This is a genomic window from Noviherbaspirillum sp. Root189 (assembly GCF_001428545.1).
Taxonomy (GTDB): Bacteria; Pseudomonadota; Gammaproteobacteria; order Burkholderiales; family Burkholderiaceae_D; genus Noviherbaspirillum.
On sequence record NZ_LMHZ01000056.1, the window covers coordinates 137927 to 156466 of the forward strand.

14 protein-coding genes are annotated in these 18540 nt (G+C 55.6%); 5 read left to right on the top strand and 9 right to left on the bottom strand.

Annotation, left to right across the window (positions count from 1 at the left end; genetic code table 11):
* Nucleotides 1–285 precede the first annotated feature (285 nt).
* Nucleotides 286–1830: a glucan biosynthesis protein G gene (locus ASE07_RS23540; RefSeq protein WP_082584417.1), complete on the top strand. Its 1545-nt coding sequence runs from the start codon at nt 286–288 to the stop codon at nt 1828–1830.
* A 23-nt stretch (nt 1831–1853) separates the two neighbouring features.
* Entirely contained in the window at nt 1854–4460 is a 2607-nt protein-coding gene (mdoH, locus tag ASE07_RS28420; protein WP_442946121.1) for a glucans biosynthesis glucosyltransferase MdoH, read from the top strand.
* Here mdoH and ASE07_RS23565 read toward each other — a convergent pair.
* The gene (locus ASE07_RS23565; protein ID WP_057293260.1) at nt 4364–6919 is read right to left on the bottom strand and encodes a sensor domain-containing protein; all 2556 of its coding nucleotides are present in this window, start codon (nt 6917–6919) and stop codon (nt 4364–4366) included. The two genes, mdoH and ASE07_RS23565, sit on opposite strands and share 97 nt — an antisense overlap.
* Nucleotides 6920–7109: 190 nt before the next feature.
* Nucleotides 7110–7292: a hypothetical protein gene (locus ASE07_RS23570; RefSeq protein WP_057293261.1), complete on the bottom strand. Its 183-nt coding sequence runs from the start codon at nt 7290–7292 to the stop codon at nt 7110–7112.
* Nucleotides 7293–7610: 318 nt separating this feature from the next.
* On the opposite strand from ASE07_RS23570, the gene ASE07_RS23575 reads away from it, so the two are divergent.
* The gene (locus ASE07_RS23575; RefSeq protein ID WP_057293262.1) at nt 7611–9530 is read left to right on the top strand and encodes an AAA family ATPase; all 1920 of its coding nucleotides are present in this window, start codon (nt 7611–7613) and stop codon (nt 9528–9530) included.
* Between the two features lie 114 nt (nt 9531–9644).
* On the opposite strand, the gene mnmH is transcribed toward ASE07_RS23575, so the two are convergent.
* Nucleotides 9645–10682, bottom strand: a complete 1038-nt coding sequence (gene mnmH / locus ASE07_RS23580) for a tRNA 2-selenouridine(34) synthase MnmH (RefSeq protein ID WP_057293263.1) — start codon at nt 10680–10682, stop codon at nt 9645–9647.
* Between the two features lie 180 nt (nt 10683–10862).
* On the opposite strand from mnmH, the gene selD reads away from it, so the two are divergent.
* The gene (gene selD / locus ASE07_RS23590; protein ID WP_082584442.1) at nt 10863–11978 is read left to right on the top strand and encodes a selenide, water dikinase SelD; all 1116 of its coding nucleotides are present in this window, start codon (nt 10863–10865) and stop codon (nt 11976–11978) included.
* 89 nt (nt 11979–12067) lie between these two features.
* Here the strand turns inward: selD and ASE07_RS23595 are convergent, their stop codons facing one another.
* A complete protein-coding gene (locus tag ASE07_RS23595) occupies nt 12068–12640 on the bottom strand; it encodes a histidine phosphatase family protein (RefSeq protein ID WP_162256941.1) in 573 nt (190 codons plus the stop codon).
* Nucleotides 12641–12675: 35 nt separating this feature from the next.
* Nucleotides 12676–13041: a response regulator gene (locus tag ASE07_RS23600; protein WP_057293267.1), complete on the bottom strand. Its 366-nt coding sequence runs from the start codon at nt 13039–13041 to the stop codon at nt 12676–12678.
* A gap of 614 nt (nt 13042–13655) precedes the next feature.
* Here ASE07_RS23600 and ASE07_RS23610 point away from each other — a divergent pair.
* Nucleotides 13656–14744 carry an alpha/beta fold hydrolase gene (locus ASE07_RS23610; RefSeq protein ID WP_057293269.1) on the top strand — a complete coding sequence of 363 codons (1089 nt, stop codon included), beginning with the start codon at nt 13656–13658 and terminating at the stop codon, nt 14742–14744.
* A 77-nt stretch (nt 14745–14821) separates the two neighbouring features.
* Here the strand turns inward: ASE07_RS23610 and ASE07_RS23615 are convergent, their stop codons facing one another.
* The 4 genes from ASE07_RS23615 to ASE07_RS23630 form a co-directional block, all read right to left on the bottom strand.
* Nucleotides 14822–15160, bottom strand: coding sequence for a hypothetical protein (locus ASE07_RS23615; protein WP_057293270.1), 339 nt, complete (start codon nt 15158–15160; stop codon nt 14822–14824).
* Nucleotides 15161–15347: 187 nt separating this feature from the next.
* Nucleotides 15348–15851, bottom strand: a complete 504-nt coding sequence (gene bamE, locus ASE07_RS23620; protein WP_057293271.1) for an outer membrane protein assembly factor BamE domain-containing protein — start codon at nt 15849–15851, stop codon at nt 15348–15350.
* 187 nt (nt 15852–16038) lie between these two features.
* Nucleotides 16039–16992 (bottom strand): AAA family ATPase, encoded by a 954-nt coding sequence (locus tag ASE07_RS23625; RefSeq protein WP_082584419.1) that lies wholly within the window; start codon nt 16990–16992, stop codon nt 16039–16041.
* A 391-nt stretch (nt 16993–17383) separates the two neighbouring features.
* The gene (locus ASE07_RS23630) at nt 17384–18289 is read right to left on the bottom strand and encodes a ribose-phosphate pyrophosphokinase (protein ID WP_057293273.1); all 906 of its coding nucleotides are present in this window, start codon (nt 18287–18289) and stop codon (nt 17384–17386) included.
* Nucleotides 18290–18540: the final 251 nt, after the last annotated feature.

Genomic DNA, 18540 nt, shown 5'->3' on the forward strand with positions numbered 1-18540 from the left:
CCTCTACCGGCTCAACGAGCCTAAGCCATTAACCAGCAGATAGATTGCCGTGCGCAACGCCGGTCATTCCATTTTTCTGTTTGTATTTTCTTCTCCATTTTCCGTCCTTAACAGGCTGACCGCGCTAGCGGGATCGGCTGGGCCTGTGCATAAGCACAACTGAATTTTTCATCTTCGTACAGCAAGCCTGTCAAGAAGATCGACACCCATTGCCCGTTGTCAAAAGCCTCATGTGTAGAAATGGCAACATGGTGGCCGTTACGGTACTTGGTAAACACACACTCAATGCTTTTGAATCTGTTTCATACTCTTGCTGCGCCGCGCCGGCTTCTTGCCGCTACGGCAGCAATTGCCGTTTTTGCACTACCGGCGCAAGGCGCGTTGGCCTTCGGTTTTGCGGATGTCGCCGCCAAAGCGAAAACCCTGGCGGCGGCTTCCTATGTCAAGCCGCCGAAGAACCTGCCCAAAAGCCTGGAAACCCTGACTTACGATCAGTATCGCGATATCCGCTTCAATCCCGAAAAATCACACTGGCGCAGTGCCAAACTGCCGTTCGAACTGGCGTTCTTCCATCAGGGTTTGTTTTTTGAGAGTCCCGTCCGGATCAATGAGATCAGCAACAAGACGGTGCACGAAATCCGCTTTGACCCCATGCTCTTCAATTACGGCAAGAACGATCTCAATCCCAAGGAGTTAACCAACCTCGGTTTTGCCGGCTTTCGGGTGCACTATCCGATCAATACCAATAAATACAAGGACGAAGTGCTCGTTTTTCTGGGCGCCAGCTATTTCCGGGCGATTGGCAAGGGTCAGTTATACGGCTTGTCGGCACGCGGACTGGCCATCGACACTGCGTTGACCTCCGGAGAAGAGTTTCCCCAGTTCGTTGAATTCTGGGTCGAGCGCCCGGAACCGAAGGCGAAACAGCTCACGATTTATGCGCTTTTGGATTCTCGACGGGTCACAGGCGCCTATCAGTTCGTCGTCAAACCCGGCACAGATACCGTGGTCGACGTGAAAGCCGAATTATTCCTGCGCGAAAACGTTTCCAAATTGGGCATCGCGCCACTCACCAGCATGTTTTTCTTTGGTGAGAACCACCGTCCCAACATAGATGACCACCGTCCGGAAGTGCACGACTCCGACGGACTGTCTGTGCAATCGGGTACCGGTGAATGGATCTGGCGGCCGCTGGTTAACCCGAAACGGCTGCTGATTACTTCATTTGCGGTTAACAATCCGCAAGGCTTTGGATTAATGCAACGAGATCGGGAATTTTCCAGCTACGAAGACCTCGAAGCACATTATCAACGTCGTCCCAGTGCATGGATAGAGCCGCGGGGCAACTGGGGGCCGGGACGTGTTGAACTGGTGCAGATTCCGACGCCGGACGAAACCAATGACAACGTCGTCGCGTATTGGGTACCGGACGTACCGCCCAAACCAGGTGCGGCACTTGACCTTGCGTACCGGATGTACTGGCAGAAGGATGCCGACAAGCGCCCGCCACTTGCCTGGGTGGCGCAAACACGGCGCGGTCACGGCTACCTGAGGAAGCCGGACGACAGCATTGCTTTGTTCATTGATTTTGAGGGTCCGGCACTGAAAAAGCTGGAGGACGGCACCAAGCCGGAAGCATCGATCACGGTCGATGGCAACGCCAAGGTGCTGGAAACAAATACGTATTTCAATGATATGACCGGTGGCTGGCGAACCGCCATCCGCTTCAAGCGCAACGATGATAAGAAACCCGTGGAATTGCGCGGTTTCCTTCGAAACAACAACACAACCTTGTCAGAGACGTGGAGCTACATTCTTCCGCCCGATTAAAACGTGTCTATAGCAGCTCGCCTTTGTGCGAGCGCTATCTTGATCGTCTGCGGGCACTTCCCGCTGTGCGCAAGAATGCTTCCGATGCCATTGACGCTACCGGCGCTGCCAATGAGGCAGAGGCATTTTCCGCGTTGCATGCTGCCCTTGCCGGCTCCGCGCCGACTCCCGGCAATCCGGCGCTTGGTTCCGTGCCTGCGCGTGCTGCACTTGCGTCCGCTCCCGGCACAGATTTGCCCGGTGTGACTGATGCTGCCTCGCCAGGCGAGCAGCATGACGTGTCAGCCATACCGTCAGGACCACTCGCACCACCGCTGAAGCGCACGTCGATGGTGCCGCATCCGTGGACACCACTTAATCCCCTCAAGCGATGGGCGATCGCGCTCGTTCGCCGGCGCCGGCACTGGGTCGAGCGGCGCGTGGATGAGGCCGGGCGAAAAGCCTGGCCTGCCGCCATGCCGTCGACGCCGCGCGAAGACGTCATCGATGCGCCTGATCCGCACGGTCAGTGGCAGCACTTGGGCAATATACGGCGTCTCGTGTTGCTGGTATTGATGCTGAGCCAGACCGCTGTCGCCACCTGGTTCATGACCAAAGTCCTTCCTTACCAGGGAACGACCAAGCTCGAAATCGCCACTCTGACCCTGTTCGCCATTTTGTTCTGCTGGGTCTCTGCCGGGTTCTGGACCGCCATGACGGGCTTTCTGGTCATGCTGCGCGGCACGGACCGTTTTGTCATTTCCCGTCGCGGCATGGGCCACGTCCCGATTCCACGTGATGCGCGCACCGCCATCGTGATGCCCATCGCCAACGAGGAAGTGACACGCGTGATTGCAGGATTGCGAGCGACGTATGAATCCGTTGCGAGAACCGGCGATCTTGATCGTTTTGACTTCTTTATTCTCAGCGACAGCAACGATCCCGACACCTGCGTTGCCGAGCTCAATGCGTGGAAGGAACTATGTCGTGCTGTTGATGGATTCGGGCGCATTTTCTATCGGCGTCGCCGTCGTCGCGTCAAGCGCAAGAGCGGCAATATCGACGATTTCTGCAGGCGTTGGGGTGCAAATTATCGCTACATGCTGGTGCTCGACGCCGACAGCGTGATGAGTGGCCGGTGCCTGACCGATCTGGTCAAAATGATGGAAGCCAATCCCGGTGCGGGCATCATCCAGACCGCTCCGACAGCCGCCGGCCGCGACACCCTGTATGCCCGCATCCAGCAATTTTCGACGCGCGTTTATGGCCCGCTGTTTACCGCTGGCCTGCATTACTGGCAACTGGGCGAATCTCATTACTGGGGCCATAACGCCATCATCCGGGTTGCCCCTTTCATCCGGCATTGTGCGCTCGCTCCACTGCCCGGACGCGGTTCGCTTGCCGGTGAAATCCTGTCACATGATTTTGTTGAAGCGGCATTGATGCGACGCGCCGGCTGGGGAGTCTGGATTGCCTACGATCTGGAAGGTAGTTACGAAGAGATGCCGCCCAATCTTCTCGATGAACTCAAGCGTGACCGCCGCTGGTGCCACGGCAACCTGATGAACTTCCGGTTGTTTACTGCACGCGGCATGCATCGGGTACACCGGGCGGTCTTTGTGACTGGCGTCATGGCTTACTTGTCCGCGCCCTTGTGGTTCCTGTTCCTGGTGTTGTCGACCGGCATGCTGGCGTTACACACCCTGGTCGAACCGCAGTACTTCGTCAAACCGCGGCAACTATTTCCGATATGGCCGCAATGGCATCCCGAAGAGGCTCTGGCCCTGTTCAGCGCGACGGCGACCTTATTATTCCTGCCGAAAATTCTCAGCGTGCTGCTGATTATATTGCGCGGCGCAAAACTGTTTGGCGGCATATTCCGCGTGACCGTCAGCATGTTGATCGAACTGGTGTTTTCGATGCTTCTGGCCCCGGTTCGCATGCTGTTCCATACTGCATTCGTCACAGCGGCATTCCTTGGCTGGGAAATGCGCTGGAAATCGCCGCCCAGAGAAGATTCCGAAACCACTTGGGGAGAAGCTTTCCGCAAACATGGCTTGCACACCCTGATCGGCCTGGCATGGGGAATTGGTGTGTATTTCCTCAATCCGTCGTTTGTCTGGTGGCTATTGCCGATTGCCGGTGCGCTCGCCGTCTCCATCCCGATGTCCGTATTCTCAAGTCGCGTATCGTTGGGTCGCCGTTTTCGCAATGCCGGGCTATTCCTGATTCCAGAGGAAACCGCTCCGCCGGTGGAGTTGACCGAAACCTTTGCTTACGCTAAAAACGCCGTCGAAAAACCCGACTTCGTGGATGCGGTTGTCGACCCCCTGCTAAATGCTGTGGTGTGCCGGGGCTCGCGCCCACACCCGCATCTTCCCGCGCAAGTGCGGGAAGATCGAACAGCGCTGGCCGATGCAGCGCTGCAGGATGGTCCTGCCGTGTTGGACGCAGCGCAGCGCCGACTCCTGCTCGACGATCCGATCGCGCTATCGCGTCTGCATTTCAGTGTCTGGACTTCCGCCCTCGCCCATCCGGCATGGAGAGAAAGAATTTACGGCGCCAAGCCGGGTGCAGCGGGGACTGCGGAAGTCACAGGTGCCGCTGGTGACGCTGGTGACAACAGCGTACCGTTGGCGAACACAGCTTGAAGCAAGGCTTCAGCTTTCACCTGTCCCAGCGGTTCGCTGATGCAGGTACCCTGGATTTCGTCGCAGGACGTGGTACGCAAGAAGGCGAGATGTTCTTCACTTTCCACGCCTTCGGCCACGACCGACAAATCCAGTGTATGGGCAAGTTTGATGACAGCTTCCGCCAGTTTCCAGCGACTGGTGTCGTGCGCCTGAACCTGCATCAGAAAGGAACGGTCGAGCTTCAGGCTGTCAAGGGGAAAACGACAGAGATAGGCCAGCGAAGAATAGCCAGTGCCGAAATCGTCGACTGACAGTCGCAAGCCTAAGGCCTTGAGTTCAGTCAGCAGGTCGGCCGCCACGTCCGCATCTTCCATCAGGGCTGATTCGGTTAGTTCCAGTTCCAGTTGATGCGCCGGCAGGCCGCTGTCCTGCAAGGCCTTTTCTACGGAGGTCAGCAACTTCTTGGTGCGAATCTGTCGTGCCGACAGGTTCACCGAAACTTTCAACGGTTTGCCGAAGCGCAGACTCCATTGTTGCGCCTGCAGTGTGGCTTGCTGCAAAACCCAGTCGCCAATTTCATCGATCAGTCCGATTTCTTCAGCCAGCGGAATGAATTCATTCGGCGAGACCGCGCCCAGTTCAGGATGCATCCAGCGCAGCAATGCTTCGACGCCGGTGACGGTAAAAGACTTCAGCTGTACACGCGGCTGGTAGTACACCTGTAGTTCGTTGCGCGCAATCGCATGGCGCAGCGCTGCCTGCATCACCATGCGCGAACGTGAGGCTTCCCCCATCTCGGGTGTGAAGAAGCAGAATGTATTTCCGCCCAGCGCCTTGGCCCGATACAAGGCGGTATCCGCGCTTTGCAACAGGGACTCGCTACTGTCGCCATCCGCTGGATACATGCTGATGCCGATCGATGCGCTGGCCTTGATTTCGTGGCCTTCGATGATGACCGGATGGTCGAGCATCTTGCACAGCTTTTCCGCAAGGCCGATCGCGGACGCATTGCCATTAAGGCACTCGGCCACGACGACAAACTCGTCTCCACCCAGCCGCGCCACGGTATCGTCAGGACGTACGCACTGGCTCAGTCGTACTGCGATTTCCTTGAGGAGGACGTCACCCGCCGCGTGGCCAAAGGAATCGTTGACTTCCTTGAAATCGTCGAGATCGATAAAGAACACTGCATGAGAAACATTGCTTTCACGTTTCTCGAGTCGCTGACGCAAGCGTGTCTGCAGCAAGGCGCGGTTCGGTAACTCGGTCAAAATGTCGCGGGTGGCGAGGCGCTCCAATGCCTTGGCGGTACGGACTTCACGCGTGACGTCGCGACTGACGCCGCGATAACCGCGGAACTCGCCGTTCTCGCTGAATGGCTCGCCAGAGATGCGCAGGAATCGCACCACCTCCGGGTCGGCACTGGATGCCGCCGGGAAAATCACGTCATGGAAAGGACGCCGCGCGCGGATGCTTTCAAGGCAGACCATCAATCCTTGCGCATGCTTGTCCTGTGCATGGTCTTCGAAGCGGGAACCAAGGAGCCGTTCTGGCTGGACTCGCAATTTGCTGTAGATGCCTTCCGAAAAGAAGGTGAAGCGCAGATCCGCATCGGTTTCCCAGTACCAGTCGGAGGAAAGGGAAATCAGGCTGCGGAATCGTTCCTCGCGTCGTGCAAGTTCGCGCTCTGCTTCTATCTGCACCGTGATTTCGCGTGCCACCGACACCATGCCCAGCTTGGCCCCGGTATTCGGGTCGCGCAACGTGCGCGTCGTCGCGCCGAGCCAGACCCATGACCCGTCCTTATGTCGAAACCGGATATTGACCAGCCCACGTCGCTTTGTACCGGGAGGCCGGACGACGCTCGCGTCAGCCTTGAGATCGTCAGGGTGAATGTAGTCATATAACGGCGTGCCAATCAGCTCATGCGCCTCATAGCCGAGCGTGTCCTTGTGTGAAGGAGAAACGTACACATAAACATTATTCGCATCGCAATGCGAAATCATGTCACAGGCGTTTTCCGTCAGCAGCCTGTGTTCCGTTTCACTGCGCATTAGTTTGGTCCGCGTTTCATGACTGTCGGTCACATCGGCAAATGTGCCGACAAACAGATCGACCGTGCCATTGGGGGCCAGCTTGGGCGCCGCAGTTTCAGCGATCCACCGTATGCTCCCGTCCGAACGCACGATGCGATATTCAAGCTGGTATTCGCGACCGTATTGCCTGGCGTCATCAATAAAGGTGGCAACCCTTGCGCGGTCCTCCGTATGGACACAGGCGTACCATTCCGATAAGTCAGGATTGTGTGATATGCGTCCTGTTACAGTAGAACCAATGTAGACGCAGGTTCCATCAGGCTTCGCTTCCCAGACCACGACGCGTGCATGATCTGCAAGGCGCCGCATGATGTCGGGATTTCCTGCGCGGTCAGGATCAGCGACCGGAGTTTTATAGGTAAGGATGAGACGTTTCCGCATGGACGGTAATGTTACCACCGCGGATCGTTTTCCTTGTGGAATGTTGCAGAAAATCTAATAAAGCAATTTTCAAGGAGACGTTACAGGCGTCTCACTATTAATACAGCAAGTATGGCAACACAGAGGAGCTCCTTTGCTTCCCCGCACACACTCGTGTGCCTCATGTGCCTCGTGTGCCGACTATTCCGGCTCAAACCTGGGACGGAGAAGTTGAGCCAGCCTGTAGAGGCAACGTATCACTACCCGCGCAATAGCCAGACTTCCCCGAGGCAATTTCATCGATCTGATTCAGTTCAATGAGTGCCATCGCGAAAACCCCGATGACCAGAACTGCGGTCAGCAGCGCCAATAACATAATGATTGCTGAAACCATTTGGACCTCCTTCTGGACACTTACGATCACCGGTGTGGATACTTCATTAAAGCACTGCAATGCATTATCCAATTGCGAATGGTCAATCTATTGCCGCATGTAATTCACCCCGACAACTTCTTTTTAAATAATCGTTAAAAGGCTTGCAACGTCGTCTTCTCCTATGAGCATAATAGGAAAAAAATCGTGAATTAATTTTTGTCCGGGGCAACCAAAATGCGCTTGCTCTGTCCTATCACTGCTTACCAGAAACGTTGCGGCCAACAGCACCTCCTGACTGTCTCCAGACCGCAATAATGACCGTCTATAGGATTACGCATGCCAAGCATTTCCAAACTTTACGAGTCGTTCAAAAACGGATACGTCGTCGCCGTGGTGTCCGTTTTGCTCGCCTTCCTTACTGTGGCCGCCGTGGTATACAAACCACTGACAACCCACTCCAACCCAGTCGTACAGTCGCAAGACATTTCCGAAATCACCAAGCTGGCGACCAATAAGCATCGACTTGAATATCTGCTGGTGGCTCTGCCCCTTTCCGACTTTCCACGCTACGTCTTTAAATACAAGGACGCGGACGACATTCACGTGGTAAAAGTGCCAAGTACTTCACATGCCAACCTCGAACGCGAAGTGTTGCTCAAGAATGCTATTCCTTATGCAATTGCGAAGGATGACTTTCTCAATGCCAACAGTGCCGTATTACAGGACGCAGAAGCCCAACGCAGTGCGCTGGCGGAAGCCGGTGGCTTTCTTGCGCGCAATGCCATCGGTATTGCTTTGCTCGCCTTTCTTTTTATCGGTATGCGCAAAGGCATCCCGGGCATGATGGGCAACAGCGCTTCCGTGATCAAACCGGAAAACCTGAAAGGCAGCATGGACGATCTGGTCGGCATGGAAGACATCAAGCAGGAAGTAGCTCACCTGGAAGAAATGATCGTCAATCGTGAGTTGTATCGCTCGCACAATATCGACAAGCCCTTCAATGTCATGCTGACCGGACCGGCAGGTACGGGTAAGACCAAGCTGGCCGGCTATCTTGCAAAAAAACTCGGCATCCCGCTGATTCAGGCTTCTGGTTCCGGCCTTGAATCCGGCTTCGTCGGTGGTGGCTCGAAGGCACTGAACGGCATCTACAAAAAGGCTGCCGCCCAAGGCCGCTGCATCATCTTCCTCGACGAGGCGCAAAGCTTGTTCATGCCGCGTGGACGCGGCGACAAGCGCTGGGACGATGACACCGCCAATACCCTGCTTGGCTTGCTGGATGGCATCAAGAGTGATGAAGGCGCGGGTGTGATCTGGGTGGTTGCTTCCAACTTCGACGATGCAAACTCCGAAATGGACGAGGCGATGCTGCGTCGTTTCGCCGTGAAGATCAATTTCCGCCTCCCGAACAAGTCAGAACGCCGTGAGTTGCTGAACGTATTCCTGTCGCGCAAGGAAGTGGAATGCGTAGACTGGAGCAACCTGAATCTCGACTATGTTGCCGAAATCACCGCCAATCTCAGCCCGGCGCTGTTAGAAACCGTTGTCGATCGTGCCAGCATGATCGCGATTCAGGAAAAGACGCTGATCACGACCGATGTGCTGTTCCGCGCTTTCGAACGTGCATCCATCGGCCTGACCGACCGCGCGACCACCGCCGAAAAGGACAAGGAACGCGAGCGCGTTGCATTGCATGAACTCGGCCACTTCTTCATGCAGATTGATCCCTACGTCCGTCAGGGTCTGGCATGGGACGATATCAAGGCCAAATCGCATTTGCTGAAGATCAGCACCGAATCCGTATCGAAGATCGGCGCCCTTGGCTATGTGCTGTCATCGGCCAGCGACGTGTCCTTGCGCACGCTGGAAGAAATGGAACAGGATGTGATCCAGCTTTACGGCGGCGTTGCAGCGGAAGAATTGTTCTACGGCGCGCGCGGGATTTCGACCGGGAGCCAGAACGATATCCAGAAGGTCACCGGGATGCTCGACCTGATGGTGAATCGCCTGTCCATGTATTCCCGCTCGAAGCTGGACTACAGCCAGCTGAAGCGTGAGGGCTCGCCGGAGGAAGCACTGAAGCAGGTGGAAGCCAAGGCAGATGAACTGTACACCCGCACGCTCGAAGCGATGCAGGACTACAAGGAGCTGATCAGCGCCCTCACCGGCACCCTGCTGGAACGCTATGTCTTGTCGAAAGATGAAGTGTTCTCCCTGCTGGCGGAATTGACTGAAACACCGCGCAAGGCTGCCTGAACCTTTTTAGAGCAGTAGCGTAAAAAAGCCCCGTCCTGACAGACGGGGCTTTTTGCTTTCCTGCGGGTGCGATACGTGATTAGAAGTTAGAAGTGAGCCTTATGTCTCATCGCTTCAATCGACATTCCGCTCAAAGCGTTCCTGCAATTCTCTGGCGACAGGCAGTAAGCCTGCGGGTGACAAATCCTGCAAGGGAATCTGCGGCGATGAATCGATTCCCGGGTAATTACGCAAAATGGAACGCCGATAAGTGGGATCGTAGTGATAGCGCATCAGGCGCTCGAACAACTCAGGCACTTGCCGGGCGGCAGCCAGTGCTTCCCATTTTTCGAACTCTTCACCGCCGATCAGCGGCCGAAGATTACGCAGGCGATCGATCAGGACTTGCGGGTCTTCTTCAAAATGCTGGTAATCCTCTCGCAGCAATTGCACGCGCTGCGCCATCGGTGCATTGACCGCAAGCACCTGGCCTTCCCGCATCTTGACGAGCAAGGCTTCAGGCAACTGCACCTGCCCTATTTTCTTGCTCTCGGATTCCACCCATACCGGGCGTGACGGATCAAATTGTGAGAGGCGTTCGAGCAAGCGGCTATCGAACAGTTTCTGGGTTGGCTGCGGCTTGCCGGGCACCGCTCCGATGATGGAGCCACGATGGGACGCGAGCCCTTCCAGATCAAGCACTTGCGCGCCGCTTTCGTGCAAAGCTGACAACAGCCGGGTCTTGCCGCAACCGGTCGGGCCGGAAACCACAATGTAGCGAAAGTTTGCCGGAGCAGTTACCAGTTGTTCATTGACCCAGCGACGATACGCTTTCCAGCCGCCCTTGACCCGCTCGACACGATAGCCGATGGTTTCCAGCACGTCCTGCCAGACCTTGCTGCGCTTACCGCCGCGGAAGCAATAGACGAGAATGCGGCTCCTTGCCTCGACATGCGAAATATGCGTTTCGATATGGCGCGAAATATTGAGCAGGGAATACCGTGCGCCGAGCTGGTAGGCGGCAAGAGGGTCGGTGCGATGCAGAGTCCCGACTTCGGCAAACTCGGCATTGTCGACGACCGGCAGGTTGACCGCGCCGGGAATATGATCGTCGGCGAATTCACGCGGACTGCGCGCGTCGATGATCAGGTCATAAGAATTGAAATCGTACATAGCCCGCCATTGTAAGGCCTTTGGACGGGAAGTCAGCAAACGCCGGCCAGTTCGGCGATAATCTCCAACTTCGCCCGGTCAATGACGGCCTGGCAGTATTGATTCCATTGGTTGCTACGGGTTTCCAATGGATTCCCTCCAATGGTTTCCCTCGACCGCTTTCGACCTGCTGACACGACGATGACTTCTTCCACTGCACCTGCCCCCGCCTCTGCGATCTCACCAGCCTCTAACGCTCCCGTGACCTCCGCTGACCTCAACATCAGGCTGACTTCGTTTTCGCATGGCGGCGGCTGCGGCTGCAAGATTGCCCCTGGCGTGCTTGCGGACATTCTCAAAAAATCAACAGGTTTCCCGGTTCCGAAGGAACTGATGGTCGGCATCGAAACCGCAGACGACGCGGCGGTCTACAAGCTGAACGATGAACAGGCGCTGATCGCAACGACCGATTTCTTCATGCCGATCGTGGACGACCCTTACGACTTTGGGCGCATTGCCGCGACCAATGCCATTTCCGACGTGTATGCAATGGGCGGTACGCCCATCATGGCACTGGCGCTGGTCGCGATGCCGATCAACCAATTGCCGGTCGACGTGATCGGCCGCATTATCCAGGGCGGCGAATCGATTTGCGCTGAAGCAGGCATTCCGATCGCTGGCGGACATACGATCGATTCGGTAGAACCTATCTACGGTCTGGTCGTCATGGGCCTGGTGCATCCGTCGAAGATCAAGCGCAACGCCGATGCGAAAGCGGGCGACAAACTTGTGCTGGGCAAACCGCTTGGCGTCGGCATACTCTCCGCGGCCCTGAAGAAAGAAGCACTGGATGATGCCGGATACCGTGCCATGATCGCCAACACCACCAAGCTCAACAAACCCGGCAAGTCGCTATCGGGTCTGAGCGGCGTCCACGCCCTGACGGATGTCACCGGTTTCGGCCTGCTCGGCCATGCACTGGAATTGGCGCGCGGTGCGGGTGTCGAGGTTCGTATCAATATGCCCGATGTTCCATTGCTGCCCAACGTGGAAGAATTGGCTGCCAAAGGCTATATCACAGGAGCGTCAGGGCGAAACTGGGCCGGCTACGGCCATGATGTCGTGTTGTCGGAAGCGGTGACGCCGGTACAGCAAGCGCTGCTGACCGATCCGCAGACATCGGGCGGGCTGCTCGTATCCTGTACCGCCGAATCCGTCGAAGAGGTATTGGCACTGTTCCGCAAGGAAGGTTTTGAAGATGCACAGGTGGTCGGCGAGATTGTCGACGGACCGGCGCAGGTACGGGTGCTTGCCTGACCGTAGTGCCTTCGCTTTTGCCGGTGGTTCTTGTTCGTGCTTTGCAGGCGATACTGATGCGGCCTACTCGGCAGGGATAGCGCTGCCCTTCAGTATTCGTCGGGCCCGATGCGCCCAATGACATGCAGAGTTCCTTTGCCGTCTGCCTCGGTCACAATCATTTCCCCGGAGGCGGGCGACACGTCGGCGATGGCGAGAATATTCTGCTGATGGGTGACCAGGATCAGATTGCCTGAAGTTTTCCCTGCGCGCTGTCGTTGCATGATGGCGTCCCGCACCAGATTTACCTTGCGAACACGCGCCTTGCTTTCTTCATTGAACATGGAGTCCAACATCGGCGCTGGCGTTGCCCGTCCGAATGCCAGAGTCGCGGTATCGACGCAACGGCACCAGCGGCTGCTCAGGACATCGGAAATCGGAATCTTGCGAACTTTGAACGCCTCGCCGATACGTAGGGCGTCACGACGTCCCTGTTCAGACAGATTGCGCTGTGTTTCACATTTTCCGATCGTAAATCCGGGAGGATCACCGATGCCGGCTTCCGTAACTGCGTGGCGCAGCAGGACAATGGCGCGTCCCCTTTCCAGGGCGCGCCATGCGGCTTCATCAGCGTTCGCCGTTCCCGCCATCAAGCCGGTCACCAACCATGTCACCAACGACATCAGCAAGGCTCGACATGGCGGGCTGCGTCGCATTGCTAGCTTTTGCGATAGGTATTGAGCACTTCCTGTATTTGTGCAAACTTCACCGGCTTTTCAAACACTCGGTCGAAACCGGCATCGCGTGCGCGCTGATGCTCGATAGCGTCATCGAAACCAGTAACCGCAATCAAGGGAATGTGCTCGAACGCAGCATCCGCGCGCAGTGACGAAGCGACGTCAAATCCGCTTTTTTCACCTGGCAAACGCAGGTCGCAAAAAATCAGATCCGGCATGGTAGTGCGTGCCAGTTCAAGTGCGGTCCGCGCATTGAAAGCAACACTGGTGACGCAACCCATGACCTCAAGAAGGTCGCAAAACAGTTTTGCCAGGTCCTGATTGTCTTCGATTACCAATACACGCATTGGATAGAGTGGAAGGTCGAAAAATATATTGCGTTAGGAAGACAAGATCATGCAACTCGTCTGAGAAGTTAGCGCATCGCGCCGCCGCCTTGCAGCCAAGGTTCGGCCAACACCTACGGGTAAAGCAATTCCGCCTGCGTTGGAGCTTGCATTATAGTCGGCTATTTACGCTCCTTATGTTGCTCTAAAACAAAGACACAGCGGTTACGAGAAAAGCGTGCAACACCGTCTGTTATATTCGTACCAAAAAGGCTGGATTTCGACTTTTATTTATATAAGGTAAGGACCATTCGCCCATCGCTTCGTTCCACAGCTTGACCTGTCCATTGAACGTAAGCCTCAACGATGCTTAAGGCCTTGTCTGTATCGACATTGCTTGTCCATGGCTTGCACATGATAGACCATCACGCTCACTACCTTGCGGTATACAGCATATACAGCATGGTGGAATGCCGCATGTTAAGGAACAATCTCGCCGGCGTAATGACCAATAAGAAATTCGTTAGCCATCGGAAAAGTTTATATAACTCCGTGACGTAATGCGTTGGCATCGGGATCGATATAACGATTATTCTGACTGCGAAATATGCCTATCTCATATTGAAGGAGCTTACATGCAGCAGATGTCGGCTGGTATCCAGTGGTACTTTGAACTTCTCGACCAAGCAAGAAGACGCCACGGTATTGCGATGGAGCACCTTGGCTATGTGCCAAACGAAACCGAGTCTGAAGTTGCTTTGAGTATGCCTGGTTTACGCCTGCGGCGCTTTTCAGGCAACCATACATCCAGGGATATCGCGTTGATTGTCCCGGCACCGATCAAACAGGCGTATATCTGGGATCTCGCACCGGAACGGAGCGTGGTAAGGGATGCGCTTAACAACGGGTTGCAGGTCTATCTCATCGAATGGACTGAACCGGGCAAGGCGGAAGCCGGCTTTGGCCTGGAGCACTATGGATATCGCTTGCTCGATGCGTGCGTCGATACGATCGAACGGGAAAATTCACGACATCACGACACCTGCATCTCGTTGCTCAGTCATTCTCTTGGCGGCGTCCTGGCTGCCATCTATGCGGCCATGCGCCCTGAGCGCGTCGCCAGTCTGGTGCTTGTCGAGGCACCGCTCAAGTTCGCCGGCTGCACAGGTGCCTTCGGCCCGCTTCTTGCCGCCGGACCGCGTGCTCACACGATGACCGCAGAGTTTGATCGTGTTCCTGGCACGATCCTCAACCTCGCCAGCATGCTTGCCGCTCCGTCCACCTTCGGCGCGGAGCGCTATGCGGATCTGCTGGCGTGCATGGGTTCGTCCGAAGACCTTCGCACACACTTCCTGGTCGAACGCTGGACGCTTGATGAAGCACCGATGTCAACCGCACTGTTTCAGGACGTGATCGAACGTTTGTACCACGGAGATGCGTTTATGTGTGGCACGCTGGAGATTGACGGGCATCGACTGGCTCCTGCTGCGGTCGTTTGTCCGATCTACGCCGTGTATGATCCACGCAGCCGCATTATTCCTTCCATATCGGTAACCGGCTTTGTAGAAGCGACATCAAGTAGCGACAGGCGCTTCTATGTCTATCAGGGAGATACCGGTGTCGCGCTCGCTCATGTCGGTGCGCTCGTGGGAGAAAGCGCGCATAGTAAGCTCTGGCCAGAAATACTGGCGTGGCTGCCGAAGGCGCATGGCAGCACCCATTGATGTTGTGTCGCGATCTGTCTCAGCCGAATGAAAAGCCCGCGCAAGCGGGCTTTTCATGTCGCTCTTAAAAGCTGCGCTTACTTGCTGCCTGAAACCTCTGCGCCTGCACCGGATGAATTGCCGGTATTGCTGCCGCTGCGTGACTGGGAACGGGAATGCATCTTGCCATGCCCTTTGCCGCCACGCCCACTACGAGATTTGGTCGTGGTCGATTCGCTCGACCCCGAGCTCATATCCTGGCTGGATGTCGACGCCTGCTGTCGTGCCTGGATATCAGCGGCGCGCTGCTCGACATCGGCGACTTTGGCCGGATCAGTGCTTTCACGGATCTCTGTCGACGGTGCCTGGGACTGGGCAAATACTACGCCCGTGACAGTCAGCAGGGAAATCAGCATTGCCATCGATGTTTTCTTCATTGTTACCTCCATTATATAAACTGGAACGAACGCTCGGGATCGTGACAGTGCGTGCCGTAGACCTGATGCGCATTTTTCATTCAGCTTGTCTTCTGAAAACCTTGCGTCAAGCTGCTATCCATACGACCGCACGCTACTATTTCAGTTTCGTCAACATCGGTAAAAATGCAATGGCCAATTAGCGCGATCAATAATTGGATGCGTCTGAACTGGATGTGCCAGTGACACGGCCTGTGGTCATATCGAAATGCACGTTAAAGAAACGTTCAGTGGTGCCGGTCAGATAGCGCCAGTCCCATGCTTCTTCGTTCTTCAGCTTATATTGCTGGACCGTGCGTGGCTTGCCAAGCATACGGCGCACGGTATCTTTTGTCATACCGGTCTTGATGCGGCCAAAGGTTTCCTCGGTCAGCAGCTGCCGGTAGTCCTTGAGTTTTCCATGCTTGTCGATGATGAATTCCCAGGTGCGCACTCCTTCCGGGCCTTTGGGATACTGCAGCTCACGTCCGCCGTCGTCGTCTTCCCACACGGTTTCCGGCTGTCCCATCACCATGCGTACGTCCGATTCGGACGAAACTCCTTTTTCCAGTTTATCCAAACCAAACTCCTGGATCGGCTTTCCTTGCTTATCACAGCCGACAGTCAGAAAAGCCACTATCGCCAGCATGAATCCGCCAAGCAATTTATCCATGACGCTCCTTATGTTGATGTTGTATTGAGAGTGCCTGTGCAGTGATGTTGCACAAAGAAAGGCGCGATATTGAGCACCGTCAAAAAACATAGTAATGGAAAGAGCCGCCTGCCGCTGCGACGCGGCGCACGATGGCGCACTAAAGTAGTGAACGCAGAAGGTCTGCAGGTCGCGGTTGCCTTTGCCGTCAGAACCCGATCCGGCGCTTGCCCGTTTCCGCCTTGAGTCGAACATCTTCCGGGGTCAGAGCGGTGCGCCCGGCAGCAACGGCATAGCCGAGGCCATCGAGCAGCGCCTTGCGCATTTCTCTTGGAGAGACTTCAGATAACTTGTCGAGCACGTTATCCGACAATTCCTCATCGACATGCTTAAGCCGCAGCTCACGCAGCAGGCCTACATATACACGCTGTGCAATACCTGCAGCCTGATCAGGCGTTGGCGACGGCACTTCGTACACGGCCATGCGCGACAGCAGCGCTTCCGGTATGCCATCGATACTGTTGGCAGTCAGCACCCAGAATACCTGGCTGGCGTCCAGGTCGACATCGATGAATTCATCATGGAAAGCGCGCGACGTTTCAGGCTCAAGCAACTGGTACAGGGCGGCCATGGGGTCAGACTGGGTTGAGCCTGTCGCCTTTTCAACTTCATCAAGCAGGACAACAGGATTGGCGAACTTGCCGCGTACCAGGCGCTCGGCGACCTTGCCGCATTTTGCACCTTTCCAGGTCGATGAACTGCCAGTAATCACAAAGCCGGCCGACAATGCATTCATGCTGATGAACTCGAATTCTGTGCCGAGCACGGCCGCGAGCTTTTTTCCAAAATGGGTCTTGCCGACACCGGGATCACCCAATAGCAGCACCGGCATCACGTTAAAACTTGCACCGCCTGCAATCGACAACCCAAGATAACGCTTCAGGTCGTCCAGCACGTCGCTGAAATTGGGGCAATCTTCGTAAAGCGGTTCCAGCGCACTGGTCGAGGAAGGCGTGGTCACGAAACGCTCTGCACCAAGTTCAAGCATATTTTCGTAAAACGCTTCAAGCTCTGGCGATTTCAATGCGCGTGCCCTTTCCTGGGCAGACTCAACTTCCTTCATGCTATAGATCGGATGAGAGCGAGCGAGTGTAATCGTCATGTCTGAAACTCCTGAGGCTCCGGGACGCATGGCCGCATAGTCGAATGGTCGTATGTCAGCTCTGCAAAAACTACAATTGGCATTGTCCTTTAAAAATATCTGCTAGCGAGTAAGTTGCAGCGTTCGGCATGGGCCAACTTTTCCATGCCTTCATTACTCACCATGCAAACTCTGTTCCAAGGCAAAGATTTCCGCTATTCATCGTTACCCTTATTCCACCTAAATTGGCGGACCATGTCAATGACATGCTGCGAATGCAGAAGAGATGTGGCTGTCGCGCCGCACTAAGCACTGCATTTCCAGAAAAGAGAACCATGAAAAGCCAATGCCGGCGTACAGTATCTGATACTGCCGCTCCGCAATCTTCAAACAGAACCCTTGGCAAAAGTCTTTAAGCGGCTAAAGCCGTACGATTCAGCATCTCGGCCGCTGCGATGGCAATCGCGTCAGAAACATCGATTTCGTTGGTCTCATGTGCGATTGTGTTGCAGCTGACGATCCGTGCCACACCGGCCTCAGTCAATTCCTGGCAAGCGCTGCCAGCAAAAACCCCATGGACCGCAACACACACCGGTGCCGGCAGGTTTGTGTTGCGCAGATGGAGCACGGCGGCAAGCATGGTCTTGCCGCTGGAGGCAATGTCATCAACCACGACAGGCGTTGCACCATCCCATCCCGTGGTGTCGGGTACGGACACTTCCACTTCGCGATCGCCATAGCGGGTCTTTTGCAGGATGGCATGCTGACAGCCGGCAGCGGCTGCAACCTTCGCAGCCCATTGCTCGCTTTCCGCATCAGGACCAATGATGACCGGATCAGGTATATTGGCCTTAATCCAGGCAGCGATTGATAATGCGGATTGCACGACACGGGTAGGAATGGAATAGATCTCCGATAGGCTGCTGTGCCTGTGGAGGTGTGGATCTACCGTTACCAGCCAGTCACAGCACGAAGAAATGAGTCGTGCAATATGGGACGAAGTTTGGCCTTCACCAGATTTGAACCTGGAATCCTGGCGCATATAGGCCAGATATGGTGCGATCAGGCCGACACTGCGTGCACCAAGCTCGCGGGCAATATTTGCCGCAAGGTAAAGCTGAACGAGTTTCTCATCAGGCTTGTGCAGCGTACAGACAAGCACGACATCCCGGCCCTCGACTGCCGACAGCAAGCGGATATACGACTCGCCATCGGGGAAGCGACGGCTCTCGATCCGTCCGACTTCACATCCAATTGCACGGGCAAGACGCTTGCCTGCCTCTTCGTTGCCTGGCAACGCAAACAGCACCGGCATCATGGGTCAACCTCTATTTAGTTCCGAATGGATTCAATGTACACATCCGCCTATACCAATCTATGCGCCAGCGCAGACCGCGCTTCTTTAGCGCTGCAATGCGCGCTTACCCAACACGCCAGTTGATCCATAGCAAGCTTGGCCATGCGCATTCGTCCCGATCTGCATGTAAATTTTACCGTGCGCATCTTTTCCATCGCGAACTGAAAGAACGTGCAGGCAAGACCGAAACGATCAACAAGCGATCCAGCCAT